The organism is Natronococcus occultus SP4, assembly GCF_000328685.1.
Taxonomy (GTDB): domain Archaea; phylum Halobacteriota; class Halobacteria; order Halobacteriales; family Natrialbaceae; genus Natronococcus; species Natronococcus occultus.
On sequence record NC_019974.1, the window covers coordinates 2438332 to 2454173 of the forward strand.

The 15842-nt window shown below is 66.3% G+C and carries 17 protein-coding genes; 11 read left to right on the forward strand and 6 right to left on the reverse strand.

Features of this window, described 5'->3' with window-relative positions; translation table 11 throughout:
* Positions 1 to 192 precede the first annotated feature (192 nt).
* Positions 193 to 999: a creatininase family protein gene (locus NATOC_RS12170; RefSeq protein WP_015321745.1), complete on the reverse strand. Its 807-nt coding sequence runs from the start codon at positions 997 to 999 to the stop codon at positions 193 to 195.
* A 124-nt stretch (positions 1000 to 1123) separates the two neighbouring features.
* On the opposite strand from NATOC_RS12170, the gene nikR reads away from it, so the two are divergent.
* Together nikR and NATOC_RS12180 are read left to right on the forward strand one after the other, a co-directional pair.
* On the forward strand, positions 1124 to 1561 hold the full coding sequence (nikR, locus tag NATOC_RS12175; RefSeq protein WP_015321746.1) for a nickel-responsive transcriptional regulator NikR: 438 nt from the start codon (positions 1124 to 1126) through the stop codon (positions 1559 to 1561).
* 41 nt (positions 1562 to 1602) lie between these two features.
* Positions 1603 to 1980, forward strand: coding sequence for a cupin domain-containing protein (locus tag NATOC_RS12180; RefSeq protein WP_015321747.1), 378 nt, complete (start codon positions 1603 to 1605; stop codon positions 1978 to 1980).
* Between the two features lie 44 nt (positions 1981 to 2024).
* Here NATOC_RS12180 and NATOC_RS12185 read toward each other — a convergent pair whose 3' ends face one another.
* Positions 2025 to 4031 (reverse strand): glycoside hydrolase family 15 protein, encoded by a 2007-nt coding sequence (locus NATOC_RS12185; protein WP_015321748.1) that lies wholly within the window; start codon positions 4029 to 4031, stop codon positions 2025 to 2027.
* Positions 4032 to 4385: 354 nt separating this feature from the next.
* Between NATOC_RS12185 and NATOC_RS12190 the strand changes: the two genes are divergently transcribed.
* From NATOC_RS12190 to NATOC_RS22850, 4 genes are all read left to right on the forward strand, one after another.
* Positions 4386 to 5039 (forward strand): bifunctional 4-hydroxy-2-oxoglutarate aldolase/2-dehydro-3-deoxy-phosphogluconate aldolase, encoded by a 654-nt coding sequence (locus tag NATOC_RS12190; protein WP_015321749.1) that lies wholly within the window; start codon positions 4386 to 4388, stop codon positions 5037 to 5039.
* A gap of 197 nt (positions 5040 to 5236) precedes the next feature.
* Complete coding sequence (locus NATOC_RS12195) at positions 5237 to 6307, forward strand: glucose 1-dehydrogenase (protein ID WP_015321750.1); 1071 nt, start codon at positions 5237 to 5239, stop codon at positions 6305 to 6307.
* Between the two features lie 159 nt (positions 6308 to 6466).
* Complete coding sequence (locus tag NATOC_RS12200; protein ID WP_015321751.1) at positions 6467 to 7705, forward strand: mandelate racemase/muconate lactonizing enzyme family protein; 1239 nt, start codon at positions 6467 to 6469, stop codon at positions 7703 to 7705.
* 621 nt (positions 7706 to 8326) lie between these two features.
* Entirely contained in the window at positions 8327 to 8689 is a 363-nt protein-coding gene (locus tag NATOC_RS22850) for a phosphotransferase (protein WP_049888764.1), read from the forward strand.
* Between the two features lie 20 nt (positions 8690 to 8709).
* Here the strand turns inward: NATOC_RS22850 and NATOC_RS12210 are convergent, their stop codons facing one another.
* Positions 8710 to 10596 (reverse strand): glycoside hydrolase family 15 protein, encoded by a 1887-nt coding sequence (locus NATOC_RS12210; RefSeq protein WP_015321753.1) that lies wholly within the window; start codon positions 10594 to 10596, stop codon positions 8710 to 8712.
* A gap of 160 nt (positions 10597 to 10756) precedes the next feature.
* Between NATOC_RS12210 and NATOC_RS12215 the strand changes: the two genes are divergently transcribed.
* Together NATOC_RS12215 and NATOC_RS12220 are read left to right on the forward strand one after the other, a co-directional pair.
* A complete protein-coding gene (locus tag NATOC_RS12215) occupies positions 10757 to 11797 on the forward strand; it encodes a S1C family serine protease (protein WP_015321754.1) in 1041 nt (346 codons plus the stop codon).
* A gap of 69 nt (positions 11798 to 11866) precedes the next feature.
* Positions 11867 to 12823, forward strand: coding sequence for a TIGR03557 family F420-dependent LLM class oxidoreductase (locus NATOC_RS12220; RefSeq protein WP_015321755.1), 957 nt, complete (start codon positions 11867 to 11869; stop codon positions 12821 to 12823).
* Positions 12824 to 12842: 19 nt separating this feature from the next.
* On the opposite strand, the gene NATOC_RS12225 is transcribed toward NATOC_RS12220, so the two are convergent.
* Complete coding sequence (locus NATOC_RS12225; RefSeq protein WP_015321756.1) at positions 12843 to 13049, reverse strand: hypothetical protein; 207 nt, start codon at positions 13047 to 13049, stop codon at positions 12843 to 12845.
* Between the two features lie 139 nt (positions 13050 to 13188).
* Here NATOC_RS12225 and NATOC_RS12230 point away from each other — a divergent pair, with 139 nt between their 5' ends.
* The 3 genes from NATOC_RS12230 (at position 13189) to NATOC_RS12245 (ending at position 15145) form a co-directional block, all read left to right on the forward strand.
* Positions 13189 to 13374: a protein translocase SEC61 complex subunit gamma gene (locus NATOC_RS12230; RefSeq protein ID WP_015321757.1), complete on the forward strand. Its 186-nt coding sequence runs from the start codon at positions 13189 to 13191 to the stop codon at positions 13372 to 13374.
* The gene (locus NATOC_RS12235; RefSeq protein WP_015321758.1) at positions 13374 to 13811 is read left to right on the forward strand and encodes a transcription elongation factor Spt5; all 438 of its coding nucleotides are present in this window, start codon (positions 13374 to 13376) and stop codon (positions 13809 to 13811) included. The genes NATOC_RS12230 and NATOC_RS12235 overlap by 1 nt, the downstream gene beginning before the upstream one ends.
* 569 nt (positions 13812 to 14380) lie before the next feature.
* Positions 14381 to 15145 carry a PHP-associated domain-containing protein gene (locus NATOC_RS12245; RefSeq protein ID WP_015321759.1) on the forward strand — a complete coding sequence of 255 codons (765 nt, stop codon included), beginning with the start codon at positions 14381 to 14383 and terminating at the stop codon, positions 15143 to 15145.
* Here NATOC_RS12245 and NATOC_RS22375 read toward each other — a convergent pair.
* Together NATOC_RS22375 and NATOC_RS12250 are read right to left on the reverse strand one after the other, a co-directional pair.
* Positions 15139 to 15306, reverse strand: coding sequence for a hypothetical protein (locus NATOC_RS22375; protein WP_015321760.1), 168 nt, complete (start codon positions 15304 to 15306; stop codon positions 15139 to 15141). The two genes, NATOC_RS12245 and NATOC_RS22375, sit on opposite strands and share 7 nt — an antisense overlap.
* A gap of 71 nt (positions 15307 to 15377) precedes the next feature.
* A complete protein-coding gene (locus NATOC_RS12250) occupies positions 15378 to 15842 on the reverse strand; it encodes a Mut7-C RNAse domain-containing protein (protein WP_015321761.1) in 465 nt (154 codons plus the stop codon).

Genomic DNA, 15842 nt, shown 5'->3' on the forward strand with positions numbered 1-15842 from the left:
ACATAAGGCCTTCGAACCCAACCCTCGCCGTCAGGCACTCACAAACACGTCGCCGTCGTGCGGTCTTCCTGTGAACTGAGTGGTAGTTTCTGAGTGGCCGTCGAACTTAATGGTGTGTCCGCGCACCCGAAATGAGGACGAATCGAATTCGAATCAAACTGAGAAACCGTCTCCTCGTTATACGAACCGCGCCTATCTATTCGAGTTACGTCCCGACTCAGCCGGCTGGGGATCGACGTGAGGACTCGCGACGAGATCCGAAAACGGCTGGTCGTCGAGCCATTCGAGCAGGGCGACGAGCTGTTCGGTCGCGGCCTCGAACAGTCGCTCACCGATTTCGGGCGTCGCGTCCGTCTGATCGCCGAACACGCCGTTCGGGCTGTTCTCGATCGCATCGTAGAAGATGCGGGCGCCGTGGACGAGTTCGGCCTCGTAGTCGAAGATCGCGCCGCCGTCGCGGGCGTCCTCGAGTCGATCGTCGTGGACGAGTTCCTCGGCGATGTGCATGATCATCGCCGTCTCCTTGGGGCCGCCGTGAGGACCCGGCGTCTCGAAGACGTCCTCGATAAGCCCGGGGATCGATTCGTCCCACATCCACTCGATAGCGAAGGCAGTCTCGTCCTCATGGAGTCGGCGGCCGACCTCACGAAGGTGCTGGACGTTCCCGCCGTGAGCATTAACGTAGACGATGCGATCGATCCCATGGTACGTGAGGTTTCGCGAGAGATTCTCCACGTAGTCCCGAAAGACCGGCGGATCGACCCACATAGTGCCGTGGAACTGTCGGTGGTGGGAGCTCACGCCGACCGGAATCGGCGGGGTACAGAGATAGCCGGTCCGATCGGTCGCCGCCCGAGCGAGCGCCTCCGCGATCAGGTAGTCGGTTCCCTCCGGAAGGTGAGGACCGTGTTGTTCGGTCGAGCCCAGGGGGACGACCGCGAGCGACTCGTCGGCGACGTAGTCGGCCAGATCTGGCCACGACTGGTGTGGAAGGAACATACTGTACTCTTACACCGAGCCGTCAAAACGTTGTGTTACTCCGTTCGGTTCTGCAGCTGCGGGAACGGGTGCCGGTAGCGGAGCGATAGTAAGCCTTAATAGTAAACGGCCGCCGATTTAATATATGGCAGTCGTCAGCGTCTCGATGCCGGACGAGCTTCTCGAGCGACTCGACGAGTTCGCAGACGAGCACGGGTACACCGGCCGGAGCGAGGTCGTCAGGGAGGCCTCCCGCAACCTTCTCGGAGAGTTCGAGGACACCCGCCTCGAGGACCGGGATCTGATGGGAATCGTCACCGTTCTGTTCGACTACGAGACGACGACCGTCGAGGAACGGATGATGCAGCTCCGCCACGAACACGAGGACCTCGTCGCCTCGAACTTCCACAGCCACGTCGGCGACCACTACTGTATGGAGCTGTTCGTCCTCGAGGGACAGCTCGAGGATATCTCGACGTTCGTCGGGAAGATCCGCGCGACGAAAGACGCGCTGACCGTCGACTACTCGGTGACCCCCGTCGACAGTTTCGATCCGATCTCGCAGGACGGCCACGGCCAGTAGCGAACGCGTAGTTTTACTGGGATCCCCTCGTACTGACAGCCATGTCTTACCGCAAGGTCAACTACGAGGACGTCGATCAGGTCTCGAGCGCGATGCACTTTCTGAGCGACCCGCTCGAGACCGAGCAGGTCGGCGTCACGGTCGCGCGCTGTGATCCGGGCTGGAAGAGTCAGCCACACGACCACGCCGACAACGAACACGAGGAAGTGTACGTCCTCATCGAGGGGGAGGCGACGGTCGTCGTCGACGACGATCCCGTGCGGATGGAAACCGGCGACGCGCTGTGGATCCCGCCGGAGTCGACCCGCCAGATCCGCAACGGCGACGAGGAGAGCGCGTTCGTCCTCGTCAGCGCACCCGGGATCGCCGACGAGGACGACGTGGACGGCGAGTGGCTCCTCTCGGGGTTCGCAGGGTAGCTGCGGGACCGAACGTACGGAAGCGGGTGGCGACGGCTGGGTGGCTACACCCGATCCGCACTGGTCGCGGGCGCGTCGGTGTCGAGGGCCGTCGCCGTCGCGAGTCGGATCGCGTGGGGCCAGCCAAGCGGCGTCGCGCTGTCGGGGGTTCCGTCGTCGAAGAACTGTTCGGGGAGGAAGTCGCCGTCGCCGCGAAGCGGGCCGCCGGGGGCGACCAGCTCCAGGAGCGCCCGTGCGCGGGCGTCGAAGGTCGGGGCCGCGTCGTGGCCCGCCTCGGCGAGCAGCGTCCGCAGCTCTGTCGACGCGTGGGCGCCCCACGCGGTCGTCACCGTCCAGATCTTCGGCTCGTCCTGGTCGCTGCGCCGCCACGGATCGTCCTCGAACCGGGCGAGCCCCTCGACTGGACCCTCGGGATCGCGGTAGAGTCCCTCGATCGTCGTCTCGAAGTGTGAGACGAGTCGTTCGAGGCGGTCGGCGTCGACGCCGTCGATCGCGGCGTACTCCCGGTGGGCACCAGCGAGCGCGAGCGTGCTCCCGTCGAGGCGCTCGTCGTGCTCGCCCGCGTCGAGCCGGAGCGCGTAACAGCCTCGGTCAGGGACCCACAGCGCGTCGAGTCCTTCGAACACCGCTTGCGCGCTCTCGCGCGCCCGCGCCGTAACGTCGTCCTCGAGGGGCGCCCGGGCGATCGCGGCGTAGGCTTCGAGGAAGGTCGCGGCGGTGTGGGTGAACCGACCGGTCATGTTCTCCCAGGCGTTCTGGACCTGTCCGGGGAGGCCGTCGTCCGCCAGGGAGGCGTCCAGCCCCTCGAGGGCGGCGAGGACGGCCTCCCGGACGCGCTCGTCGTCGCTGTCGATCTCTCGGAGGTAGGTCGCGAGGAAGGCCGCGACGCTTGCGGTCTGGTCGGCCTGGTAGTCGACCGAATCGCCCTCCTCGAGTCGGCCGTGGGCCCAGCCGGGTGCGAGGCTGCCGTCGTCGGGCCAGACCCGGTGGGGCCAGGTGCCGTCCTCGAGCTGGGTCTCGGCGTAGAAGTGCGCGCTCGCGGCGTGCCACTCGTCGAGGCCGAGCCCCGCCCGTCGGTCGGCCGCGAGCAGGAAGCCGGCGATCTCGGCGTCGTCGCGGAACCAGGTGTAGCCGTATCCGCCGGAGTGGCGGTAGAACGGGTCGAACTCGGGGCCGGCGATCCGGGCCCCCGACGGCGCCCGCAGCAACGAGAGCGCGCGCAGGTCGGCGACGGCGCCGTCGACGGACGTCTCTGCGGGGAACCGGTCCCGGGCCTGTCGTCGCCCGGCCTCGAGCAGCGCCTCGGGGTCGGCAAAGTCGGCGACGTCCCGGCGAGCGCGCTCGAGGACGTCCTCGCGATCCCCGGTCGAGAGCACCGTCGCAATCGTCGCGGTCGGCTCGGACCCCGAGAGCTCGACGTCGGCGACGACGATCGGACTCAGGCGGTCCTCCTCGTAGCGGTCGTCGCCCTCGTCCCGGGGGAAGGGCGCGGGCTCGTCGGCGAGGACGTCCTCGAATCGCACCGACGGGTGGCCCCGTATCGAGAGGTCGCCCGAGGCCGCGAGGACGTCCCGTTCGCTCCGATGGTAGACCTCGACGGCGTCGCCGTGCCGGAGCTGGCCGATCCTGTTTTCCTGGCCGTCGGGAGCGAACTCGACGCAGGCGCGGAGCCGTGCGTCGGTCGCGGTCGGCTCCTCGAGAACGAACTGCGTGAGATGCGTTCGGCCGAGGGTCAGATCGTACTGTCGGCAGGCGTAGTCGTCGTCCTCGTGGCGGGTTTCGACGACCGCAGTGTCGTCGACGTACGATTGGGCAGCGTCGCCGAACCAGACGACCTCGTCGTCGAGTTCGAGTCCGAACCGGGAGCGGTCGATCCCCGAGAGTCCCGAGAGCGGCGCGGAGTAGTCCCGGAGCGAGCCGTCCGGGGCGACGTGGACGAGGCGATCGTCGAGCCCTGAGAACAGTCCCGACGTCGAGCGGCGCTCGCCGGGAAACAGGCGCGGGTCGTCCCGGGAGCGCTTGACGTCGTCGAGAGCCGTAGCGAGGTTCATCGATCCATCGTTCGTCGCCCGCCGGATAAAGAGTGCTGAAGAAAGTGCTCTCACTTTCAACCCTCGAGTGCGGCGAGTCGAAAGCGAGCGTGATCGCCGACACGGGCTGCTCGCGCCGAGCGAGCTGGTGCCTGACTCGACCAGCGAGTCGCGGGCGATCTCGCTGCCCCGGGAGCAGCTCGCGCCCGTCCTGGCGGCTTGTTCCTGGCGAACGGCTGGCCGACCGCCTCGGCAACTTTCTTGGCCGGGGGCGGCGAACCCGACCGTGATGAACGCTCTTTCGGCACCGGGTGAACGTTCGACGGAAGCGACGCAGTCGACGACCGCGCGGAGAGACGCCGACGGAGGGCGCCGATGAGTTCGTCCCACGACGTCAGGGATCGGATCATCGAAAGCGGCGTCCTCGCCGTCCTCCGGGGGATCGACGAGGACGACGTCGTCCCGGTCGCGCGCGCAATCTCCGAGGCCGGCGTGGGCGCCCTCGAGGTGACCGCGGACGGAACCCGCACCTACGAGAAGATCGCCGCGATCGACCGCGAGCTCGCGGACACCGACACCGTCGTCGGCGCGGGGACGGTCCTCGACGCCGCGAGCGCCCAGTCGGTCATCGACGCCGGCGCCGAGTTCCTCGTCTCGCCACACGTCGATCCCGAGGTCGTGGAAGTCTGTAACCGCCACGGCGTGCTCTCGGCGCCGGGCGTGATGACCCCGACGGAGGCCGTCACCGCGATCGACGCCGGCGCCGACGTCCTCAAGATGTTCCCCGCCTCGACGGTCGGGCCGGGCCACATCGGCGCGTTGCAGGGACCGCTCGGCGACGTGGACGTGATCCCCACCGGCGGCGTCGATCGGGACAACGTCGCCGACTACCTCGAGGCCGGCGCGGTCGCCGTCGGCGCGGGGAGTGCGCTCGTCGACTACGAGGCGATCGCCGAAGGTGATATGGACCAGGTACGGGAGAGCGCAGCCGCGTTCGTCGAGGCCGTCGAGAACGCCCGCGCGGAGTAACTGCGAGCGTCGACTCTGCGAGTTCGTTTTTCGAGCGTCGATGACGACCAGTTGCGACGCTCCCCTCGACGTCAGCCTTCGTGTCCGCGGGGGTTCTCGCGTCTCGTTCCGGATCGATACCGCCGCTGCCCGACCGCTGTTCAAATATTTACTACAGATAGCGTAATCTTTTATTCGCCGAGCGCGTAGGGCGGACCATGAAGGCGATCGCAGTCGAACCGGGCGCCGGCGAGCCGACCCTCGTCGAGCGGCCCCGGCCGGAACCGAACGAGGGGGAGGCGCTCGTGCGGACACTTCGCGTCGGCGTCGACGGCACGGACCACGAGGTCATCGCGGGCCACCACGGCGAGGTTCCCCCCGGCGAGGACCGACTCGTGCTGGGCCACGAGGCCGTCGGCGTCGTCGAGGACCCGAACGGGACCGACCTCGAGGAGGGAGAGTACGTTGTCCCGACGGTACGCAGACCACCCAACGGGACGAACGAGTACTTCGAGCGCGGCGAGCCCGACATGGCCCCCGAGGGGGAGTACCTCGAGCGCGGGATCGTCGGCGCCCACGGGTTCATGGCCGAGTACTTCACCAGTCCCGCCGAGACCCTCGTCGGAATTTCCGAGCGGCTCGCTCACCTGGGCTTTCTGGTCGAGCCGATCAGCGTCTCCGAGAAGGCGATCGAGCACGCCGTCGCCGCCCGCTCGGCGTTCGAGTGGGAACCCGAGTCGGCGCTCGTGCTCGGCAACGGCTCGCTCGGGCTGGTGACGCTGGCGATGCTCGAGGACGTCCTCGGCTTCGATCGAACGTACTGTCTCGGACGGCGGGACCGCCCCGATCCGACGATCGACATCATCGACGAGCTCGGCGCAACCTACGTCGACTCGCGAGAGACGCCCGTCCCCGAGATCCCCGACGCGTACGAGTCGGTCGACTTCGTCTACGAGGCGACGGGCTACGCGAAACACGCCTTCGAGCCGATCGAGGCACTCGCGCCCAACGGCGTCGCCGCACTCGTCGGCGTCCCCGAACCCTGGTCGTTCGAGATCGACGGCGGGCGGCTCCACCGGGAGTTCGTCCTGCACAACAAGGCGCTCGTGGGGTCGGTCAACTCCCACCGGGGCCACTTCGAGGCCGCGACGGACACGCTCGCAGGGCTGCCCGAGTGGCTGTTCGACGAGCTCGTCACCGGCGTCTACGATCTCTCGGAGTACGAGCGGGCGTTCGAGACTGGCGAGGACGTCGTGAAAACCGCCGTCGAATTCGCGCCCGTCCAATAGGGGCCACGGAGTCTCGGTCGAACGCGGGGCGACGTCCTCGGCCAACCGCGACGGCTGACGGTCGGCGTCCTCGATCAGTGGCGACGCTCGTGTCGGTATGAGAGAGACTGTGTCCCAAAATAGAAACTATTACCCGATCACGAGTGAGAACTGCCCTCTATGGGAGTCGATTACTCGAAGCTCCACGACCCGAACGCGGAGTACACGATGCGGGAACTCTCCGCGGAGACGATGGGCGTCACCGGCGAGCGCGGCGAGGGCCGCGACGTCAAGATAACCGACGTCCAGACGACGATGATCGACGGCAACTTCCCGTGGACGCTCGTGCGCGTCTACACGGACGCCGGGATCGTCGGTACCGGGGAAGCGTACTGGGGTGCCGGCGCGCCGGAGCTCATCGAGCGGATGACACCGTTCCTGCAGGGAGAGAACCCGCTCGACATCGACCGTCTCACCGAACACCTCGTCCAGAAGATGTCCGGCGAGGGATCGCTCGGCGGCGTCACCGTCACCGCGATCTCGGGGATCGAAGTCGCGCTGCACGACCTCGCGGGCAAGATCCTTGATGTCCCGGCCTACCAGCTGCTGGGCGGCAAGTACCGCGACGAGGTCCGTGTCTACTGTGACTGTCACACCGAGGAGGAGGCCGACCCCGCCGCCTGCGCCGACGAGGCCGAGCGCGTCGTCGAGGAGCTGGGCTACGACGCCCTGAAGTTCGACCTCGACGTCCCCTCGGGCCACGAGAAGGACCGCGCCAACCGCCACCTGCGCGGCGTCGAGGTCGAGCACAAGGCCAGCATCGTCGAGGCGATCACCGAGCGCGTCGGCCACCGCGCCGACGTCGCCTTCGACTGCCACTGGACGTTCTCGGGCGGCAGCGGCAAGCGCCTGGCCCAGCGTCTCGAGGAGTACGACGTCTGGTGGCTCGAGGACCCCGTCCCGCCGGAGAACCACGACGTCCAGCGGGAGGTCACCCAGTCGACGTCGACGCCGATCACGGTCGGCGAGAACGTCTACCGCAAGCACGGTCAGCGCAGCCTCATCGAGAACCAGGCCGTCGACATCATCGCGCCCGACATGCCCAAAGTGGGCGGTATGCGCGAGACCCGGAAGATCGCCGACCTCGCGGACATGTACTACATCCCGGTCGCGATGCACAACGTCTCCTCGCCGGTCGCGACGATGGCCAGCGCCCATGTCGGCGCCGCCATCTCGAACTCGCTTGCCGTCGAGTACCACTCCTACGAGCTCGACTGGTGGGAGGATCTCGTCGAGGAAGACGTCATCGAGGACGGCTACATCGAGATCCCCGAAGAACCCGGCCTCGGCGTGACCCTCGACATGGACGTCGTTGAGGAGCAGATGGTCGAGGGCGAGGAACTCTTCGACGAAGAGTAGGGTCATCGAGCCATCGAATCGCTGATTTGTGCTATTCGGCGAGGAACAATAGCAGATCGGAGTGCAGTTTGTTTATTCAGATAGTTGTGAAAGAGTCACGTTACGTATCGGTGCTGTAGTACGCGATGTTATGTGTAGTGTTTTTTGCCATCAGGAAATAACCCAGACCCATTGGGACGGCAAAGATGGCAGTAACGACCCAGAAGCCGGTGTCAGAGAGTATGGTGGCAAATGAACGGCTAGGTTCGAGTATCCGTAGCCAGACTGTGTGACCAGCAATTATCAGTAACAGAAACGCCACTGTGCCCAAAGCTGGACGTTCCTTCAGGTATTGATTACCTGCATTTGTCGTTCTGGAGACTCAAGTAGTGGTATGGGTGATGTTGTGATCAGCACTCACCTTCTTGAACTGATCAATAAGCATAACGAAATAGCACTCTCGACTCACAGTACGATTCCTCAGACTCGAGGAGTCCCACCCGCCTCGTTCGACGAAACCACGCTTCCTCGTGTCGCCGATTATCGCGAACGATACCCCCACCTCACCGAGACCATATATCGGCTATCGGGGCTCGAGCTCGAGACCGGCGCCTGGACCGATGTGCTCGTCGAGCGGATCGCGTGGATGCGGGAGCTGGCCTCGAGCGATCGGTTCGACCACCACTTCGATGCAGTCGTTGGGGCCGTCGAGGACAGCCGCGGGCGACTCGACGAGGCACCGGCGATCCTCATCGGGTCGGGGTTCACGGCGACCCCGCCCGGCCGAACTGCGTTCGCGGCGCGGCGGGAACGGGGTTCGTCGACTGGGAGCTCGTCCACGTCGGCGATCCGGCCCGCGAGCTTCACCGGGCGGAGGACCAGCTACTTCCGGAGACGGCGACGAACGCGAGCGAGCTTCGAGACGCGCTCACCGACGAGCCGGAAGCGACGGTCGCAAAACGTGTCGGATCGGAGATGCAGCGGCGTCTCGACGCGATCCGATAGCTGCGGGCTCTCCGTCCGGGCTACGAACCGGACCGGAACAACGTCTCGATCCCATCGGGGTGGAAGTCCTCCGGCGAGACCTCGCCGTCGGTCTCGAGGGCCCGCGTGAGGTAAGAGGCGCTGTTGAGCAGGCCGAGGTGACTGAACGCCTGCGGGAAGTTCCCCAGCAGCCGGCCGGTCTCGGGATCGATCTTCTCGGAGTAAAGTCCGAGCGGACTGGCGTACTCGACGAGCGACTCGAAGTACTGCTCGGCGAGCTCAAGGCGGTTCGAGAGGACCAGGGCGTCGATCAGCCAGAACGAACAGAGGACGAACGCCTCTTTTTCGTCCTCGCGGACGTCGCTGCCGACGAAGCGAACGACGAGCCCGTCGTCGGTCGTCAGCTCCTCGAGGACGGTGTCGATCGTGTTCTGGACCCGTTCGTCCTCGGGTGGCAGGAACTCGTAGATCGGGAGCAACAGGGCGGTAGCGTCGATCGCCTCGTCGGTCTCGAAGTGCTGGACGAAGCTGCCGGCGTCCTCGCTGTAGCCGCGTTGCTCGATCGCCTCGCGGATCGCCTCGCGCTCTTCACGCCAGTGCTCGAGGGGCGCTTCGAACCCGTTCTGCTCGGCGATCGCGATGCCGCGGTCGAGCGCGACCCAGCACAGCAGCTTCGAGTGCAGGAAGTGGCGGTGTTCCTCGCGGAACTCCCAGATACCGGGGTCGCGCTCGGACCAGTGGGTACAGACGTAGTCGACCAGATCGCAGATCGCGTCACACTGCTCGCCGGTCAACGAGATGTCCTCGTCGTACTGGATCGTCTCGTAGATCGCCTGGACGATCGTCCCGTAGGCGTCGAGCTGGCGCTGGGGGGCCGCGCCGTTACCGATCCTGACGGGACGGGTGTCCCGGTATCCAGAGAGGTGCTCGAGAACCTCCTCCCCGATGTCGGTCTCGCCGTGGAGTCCGTACAGCGGCTGGATCTCGTCGGGATCGTTCTGCATGATCTCGACGAACCAGTCGAAGTACTCCCGGGCCTCCTGACGGTGGCCGGTGTCGTGTAAGGCCTGAACGGTGAACTTCGCGTCCCGGATCCAGTTGTATCGGTAGTCCCAGGTGCGATCCGAGCCGATCTGTTCGGGGATCGAGGCCGTCGCCGCGGCGGGAATCGCGCCCGTTTCGTGATGGATCAGGAGCTTGAGGACGAGCTCCGAGCGGATCACCATCTCGTACCATCGCTCGGGCATCGAGTCGGGGGTCTCCTCGCGGGCGTTGAGCCACGACCGCCAGTATCGCTTCGTCTCGTCGAGCGTCGTCTCCGGATCGAGCGAGGCCATCGGTTCGGTGCCGCCGTACTGCACGCCGATCCAGCACGTCTCGTCTTCCTCGAGCGAGACCGTTCCGGTGGCTGCCGGTTCCGAGTCGGCCAGCTCGAGTTCGGACGCGAGCCGATCGTCCGCGACGAGGTGCAGCTCCTCGTCGTCGCTTCGCGCCGCCACGCCGTCGTCGATCCGCTCGAGGACGGGATCGACGCGGGCGTAGTCGAACCGCGGTTTGAACTCGACGGCGAACTCTACCTCGCCGCGGTCACACTCGAGCCGGCGGTAGATCGCCTGCTGGAAGTCCTCGTTTTGCTCCTGCTCATCTGTGATCGGCATGAAGTCGGTGACCGTCGCCTGACCGTCGGTCGTCTCGAACACCGTCTCGAGGACGTTCGTTCGATCGGCGTACCGGTGGTGGGATTCGTAGTTCGCCTCCGGGTGGACGGCGAAGTGACCGCCCCGGTCGAGGTCGAGGACGCGAGCGAAGACGCTTGCGTCCTCGAGGTGAGGGAAACAACACCAGTCGATCGAGCCGCGGCGACTGACGAGCGCACAGCGGTCGTCGTTGCCGATGACGCCGTAGTCGCGAAGTGGGAGGTGTTCCATGGTAAACACTGAGATCGTCGTTCGAATTCCGTTTCGCCGACGGGTTCGGATTCGAATACGATCGGCCGGGAGCAAAAGCGTACGCCGGCATGCGCCGGGGCGTGCCGACTGTGACGCTTCGGGTGAGAGTTTTATCGGCCTGCTCGAAGTGGGACGGGGCATGAGACCAGATATCACTCGCAGACGGCTCCTGGGCGTCGTCGGCGCCGCCACCGGTTTCGGCAGCGTGGGGACCGTCGCGAGCGCACAAGAGCAGACGGAACGCTACGCAGAGATCTACGACGAGGCGATCGACGCGGTCGTTCTGGTCAACGTCTCCGACGACGAGGGACCGGAGGGGCTGGGCTCGGGGTTCGTCGTCGACGACTACGCCGTGACCAACGACCACGTCGTCGGCGAGGCCAGCGAGGTCGAACTCCAGTTTCGCGACGAGCAGTGGCGGACGGCGTCGGTCGTCGGCTCGGACGTCCACAGCGACCTGGCCGTCCTCGAGCTCGAGGACGTCCCCGACGTCGTCTCCCCGCTCTCGTTTACCGAGTCGGAGCCGACCGTCGGCCAGGAGGCGCTCGCGCTGGGCAACCCGCTGGGGCTCGACGCCTCGATCTCGCAAGGGCTGGTCAGCGGGATCGACCGCTCGCTACCGAGCCCGACCGGGTTCTCGATCCCCGCCGCGATCCAGACCGACGCGCCGGTCAACCCCGGCAACAGCGGCGGGCCACTGGTCGACCTCGACGGCGACGTCCTCGGGGTCGTTTTTGCCGGCGCCGGCCAGACGATCGGGTTCGCGATCTCGGCGGCGCTCGCCGACCGGGTCGTTCCCGCTCTCGCCGAGGACGGCGAGTACGACCACGCCTACCTGGGCGTCAACGTGATCCCCGTCAGCCCACCGCTGGCCGAGGCCAACGAGCTCGAGGATCCCCGCGGCGTCCTCGTCGCGGAGGTCGTCCCGGACTCGCCGGCCGAGGACGTCCTCGAGCCCGTCGACGACGTCGCGACCGTCAATGGCGAGCCGGTTCCGGTCGGCGGCGACGCGATCATCGCGATCGACGGTGAGGAAATCCCCAACCAGGAGCAGCTGGCCGCGACGATCGCGCTCGAGACCTCGCCCGGCGAGACCGTCGCGGTCGAGGTCATCCGCGACGGCGAGCGCGAGACCGTCGAACTCGAACTCGAACCACGGCCCGACGTGGACGTCCCCTGACCGTGACCGCTCGCTCCGCAGGCGAACGCAGGTGCATCGATTAGGGACGGGAGCGTGCTGGAGTGTGGTATGACCGAAATCGGTCACAAGCTCATCTGCGAGGAACACGGGCCGAACGATCTCGCCGACTACGCCGAACTCGCCGACCGATCGGCGTTCGACTTCGCGATGATCTCCGATCACTTCCACCCCTGGACCTCGAGCCAGGGCGAGAGCCCGCTGGTCTGGAACGTGATCGGCGCCGTTTCGCAGGCGACCGACGACCTCACCCTGGGGACCAGCATCACCTGTCCGATCCTGCGGTACCATCCCGCGATCATCGCGCAGGCAGCCGCGACCGCAGGAGTCCAGCTCCCCGGTCGATTCTTCCTCGGGGTCGGCACCGGCGAGAACCTGAGCGAGCACGTGCTGGGCGATCGGTGGCCCGAACACCAGGTTCGCCTCGAGATGCTCGAGGAGGCGGTCGACCTCATCCGAACCCTGTGGGAGGGCGAGACGACGAGCTACCGGGGCGAGTACTACACCGTCGAAAACGCCAAGATCTACACGCTACCCGAGGAGCGGCCGCCGATTCCGATCGCCGCTGACGGCCCGAAGACGGCGCGCAAAGCGGGGGAGATCGGCGACGGGCTCGTCGCGGTCGCGCCCGATCCCGATCTGATCGAGGCCTTCGAGGACGGCGGCGGCGAGGACAAACCCCGGTACGCCGAGATCGACGTCTGTTACGCCGAGGACGAGCAGGAGGCGATCGAAACCGCCCACGAGATCTGGCCGCAAGCGGCGCTGCCGGGGGAGCTGCTCTGGGAGCTGCGGACGCCCGCCCACTTCGAGCAGGCGACCGCGGCGGTCTCGAAGGAAGACGTCGCGGAGGTCGTCGTCTGTGGTTCCGATCCCGAAGCCCACATCGAGGGGATCAGGGAGTACGTCGACGCCGGCTTCGATCACGTCGCGGTCCACAACGTCGGCTCGAACCAGGCCGAGTTCGTCGAGTTCTACGAGGAGGAGGTGCTACCGGCGGTGCAGTAGTCGCCCGGCTGCGGGGACGTCAGGACGACTCCTCGGTCTCGCCTTCCGCCTCCTCGAGGTCGTCGGGCTGTTCTCCGTCCGATCGCGGCGCGTTCTGGGTGCCCAGGTCGTCGTCGCCGTCGTCGGCCGCGTCGTCCTTGCGGTCGACGCGCTCGAGTTCCTCCTCGACCTCGGCTTCCCGTTCGGCCTCGTACTCGTCGGCGCGGTCGGTGTCGTCTTCGGCCATATCGACTGCTGTTTTGGGACCGAGCGGTTTGGTCCTCGGGCCGTCGACTGCAACGTCGACCGCGAGGACGCTTCGTTTCAATAACAGGGTGGCTGACACGAAAGACAGATAAAAGAGCCCGCACTGTGAACGAATAGATATGGACGTTCCGTACGACCTCACCTCGTACGTTCGGGTGTTGAAGATGGCGACGACGCCCACGAGCGAGGAGTTCTTTCAGGTATCGAAGATCGCCGGTGCGGGGATCCTGCTCGTCGGGTTCCTCGGGTTCATCATCGGCGGGATTATGCTGCTGTTGACCGGCGACGCCGGTGGTGCCTTCTAATGGGCATCTACGCAGTCAAGACGACGGCCAGCCAGGAGCGCACCGTCGCCGAGATGATTATCAACCGCGAGGAGCCCGAGATTCACGCCGCGCTCGCGCCCGACTCGCTGACCTCCTACGTGATGGTCGAAGCCGACGGCGACGCCGTGATCAACCGCGTGCTCGAGGACATCCCCCACGCGCGCAGCATGGTGCCCGGCAAGTCCGACATCTCGGAGGTCGAGCACTTCCTCTCGCCGAAGCCGGACGTCGAGGGGATCGCCGAGGGCGACATCGTCGAGCTCATCGCCGGCCCGTTCAAAGGCGAGAAGGCCCAGGTCCAGCGCATCGACGAAGGCAAGGATCAGGTGACGGTCGAACTGTACGAGGCGACGGTTCCGATCCCGGTGACGGTACGGGGCGACCAGATTCGCGTGCTCGACAGTGACGAACGGTAGTTCGTCAGTCAGTACGAACGGGCACACCGTGCCCGTAGGTGTCTCCAACGATCGGTAGCGAGTCGGTTCGCTCGGGGCGAACGACGTGAGCACCGAGGACGTTTTCTACTCCGTTCTGCAAGCTGAGGTGTCGACGCGAAGCGAGGCACCTGACGACGCGTTCCCCGGATCGCCGTCGTTGGGGAGTGTCTCACTGTGCGTCGTGACCTGCTGAATGCGGACGTCGACCGGTTCGTCCACGTGCGGCTCGATCGCCGCGACGAGTCGGTCCGACAGTGGCGGATCGAGATCCCGCTCGCCCGGTAACCGTGACGACGATCGCATCGATCGACCGTATCGGGTAGTCGTCGAGTTCGACCGTTACCGTCCGGGCGTCGATGACGACGACGCTCGCGTCCTCGCTGATTCCGGCGTCAGTCAGTCGATCGAACACCCGCTCGACGGCGTCGCTCGGGAGTGGAAACCGAACGACCGTGACGTGTTCCCCTGCCAACAGTATCCGTTCGCTACCGGCGTGCGTGCCGAATCAGAATGCATAACCCGACGCTCGCGAAAGGGCTCACGTACTCGTGAGCGACGGAGAGGAAGTTCGGGTCGACTGTCACGTGAAGGTGCTCAACGACGATGTCGTCGAGCGCGCGACGCGTGCCGGCCTCGACGCAATCGTCTACGCACCGCACTTTACCCGCCTGCCGGAGATCCGCGAGCGTGCAGCGGCCTACTCGAACGAGGACTTACTGGTCGTCCCGGCCCGAGAGGTCTTTACCGGCACCTGGCGGGATCGCAAACACGTCCTCGCGATCGGGCTCGAGGAGCCGGTGCCGGACTTCATTCCCCTGGAGGTCGCGATGGCCGAGTTCGACCGCCAGGAGGCCGCGGTGCTGGCACCCCACCCCGAGTTCGCGACCGTCAGCCTCGGCGAGCCCGAGCTGCGCACGTACGCGAAGACGATCGACGCGGTCGAGATCTTCAACCCGAAACACCTCCCGTCGCACAACCGCCGTGCCCGCGAACTGGCCGACATGCTCTCCTATCCGCCGTTTACCTCCTCGTACGCCCACCTACCGAGCTCGGTCGGCGTCGCCTACACCGCCTTCGACGCGACGATCGAGGACGAGGACGACCTGGTCGCGGCCCTCGAGAACCCTGCTGCCCGGCGGATCGTCCACGACAACGGGCCGAGGCGGCTGCGGACGTCGGTCCGGGAGCTCGCACACCTTTGCTACGAGAACACCTGGAAGAAGGCCGACCGCTGTTTCCTCTCGGGGATCGAGCCGACCCATCCCGACCACATCGCCTACGACGGTCGGTTCGACGACGTCGCGCTCTACTGATCCTCGGTGTCGTCTTCGAGTGCGTCCGCGATACGCTCGAGCTGCAGCCCGACGTAACACAGCGCCTGCGTCTGCATGATCGCCGGATCGGTCGTCCACTCGTCGGTGATGTAGGCCGCCTGCTTGCCTGCCCGGTCGAGTTCTGTGGTATCGTTTGCCATCAGTATCGGGTTCGTCACCGATCCCTGAAATCGTTTGGCCGGCTGGCGCTTTCGAACCCCCCGACGGTCGGTCACTCTCGGCGCGAGGCGTCCCGGACCCGTTCGAGCGTGTGCTCGACCCGCTCCCAGTGGCTCCCGCGCCAGAAGTACTGGCCGCAGTCCCGACAGCGCCAGACCGCACGCTCAGCTGGGTCGGGGGCGTACTCGGGCGTCGACGTCTCGAGCTCGACGTCCTCGAGCGGGCCGTTACAGCGGCCACAGTAGGAGGGGACGTCCTCGAGGACGAGCTTGACTCCCACGGACGCGAGTTCGACGAGCTGGGCCTCGACCTCGCGGGACTCGAGGAGGATCGCGTCGTCGGCGCGGGTCGCGAGCTGGACGTCCCGCGTGAGGAGCGTTCGGGCCTCGTCCTCCGCGACAGCGAGCAGAGCGTCGTCGGCCTCGATATCACGGTCTCCGGCGTAGACGGTGTCGTGGCCGCACATCCGCAGGTAGGCGACGAGCCCACCGCACATGACGTCGAGAAGGAGTTTCAC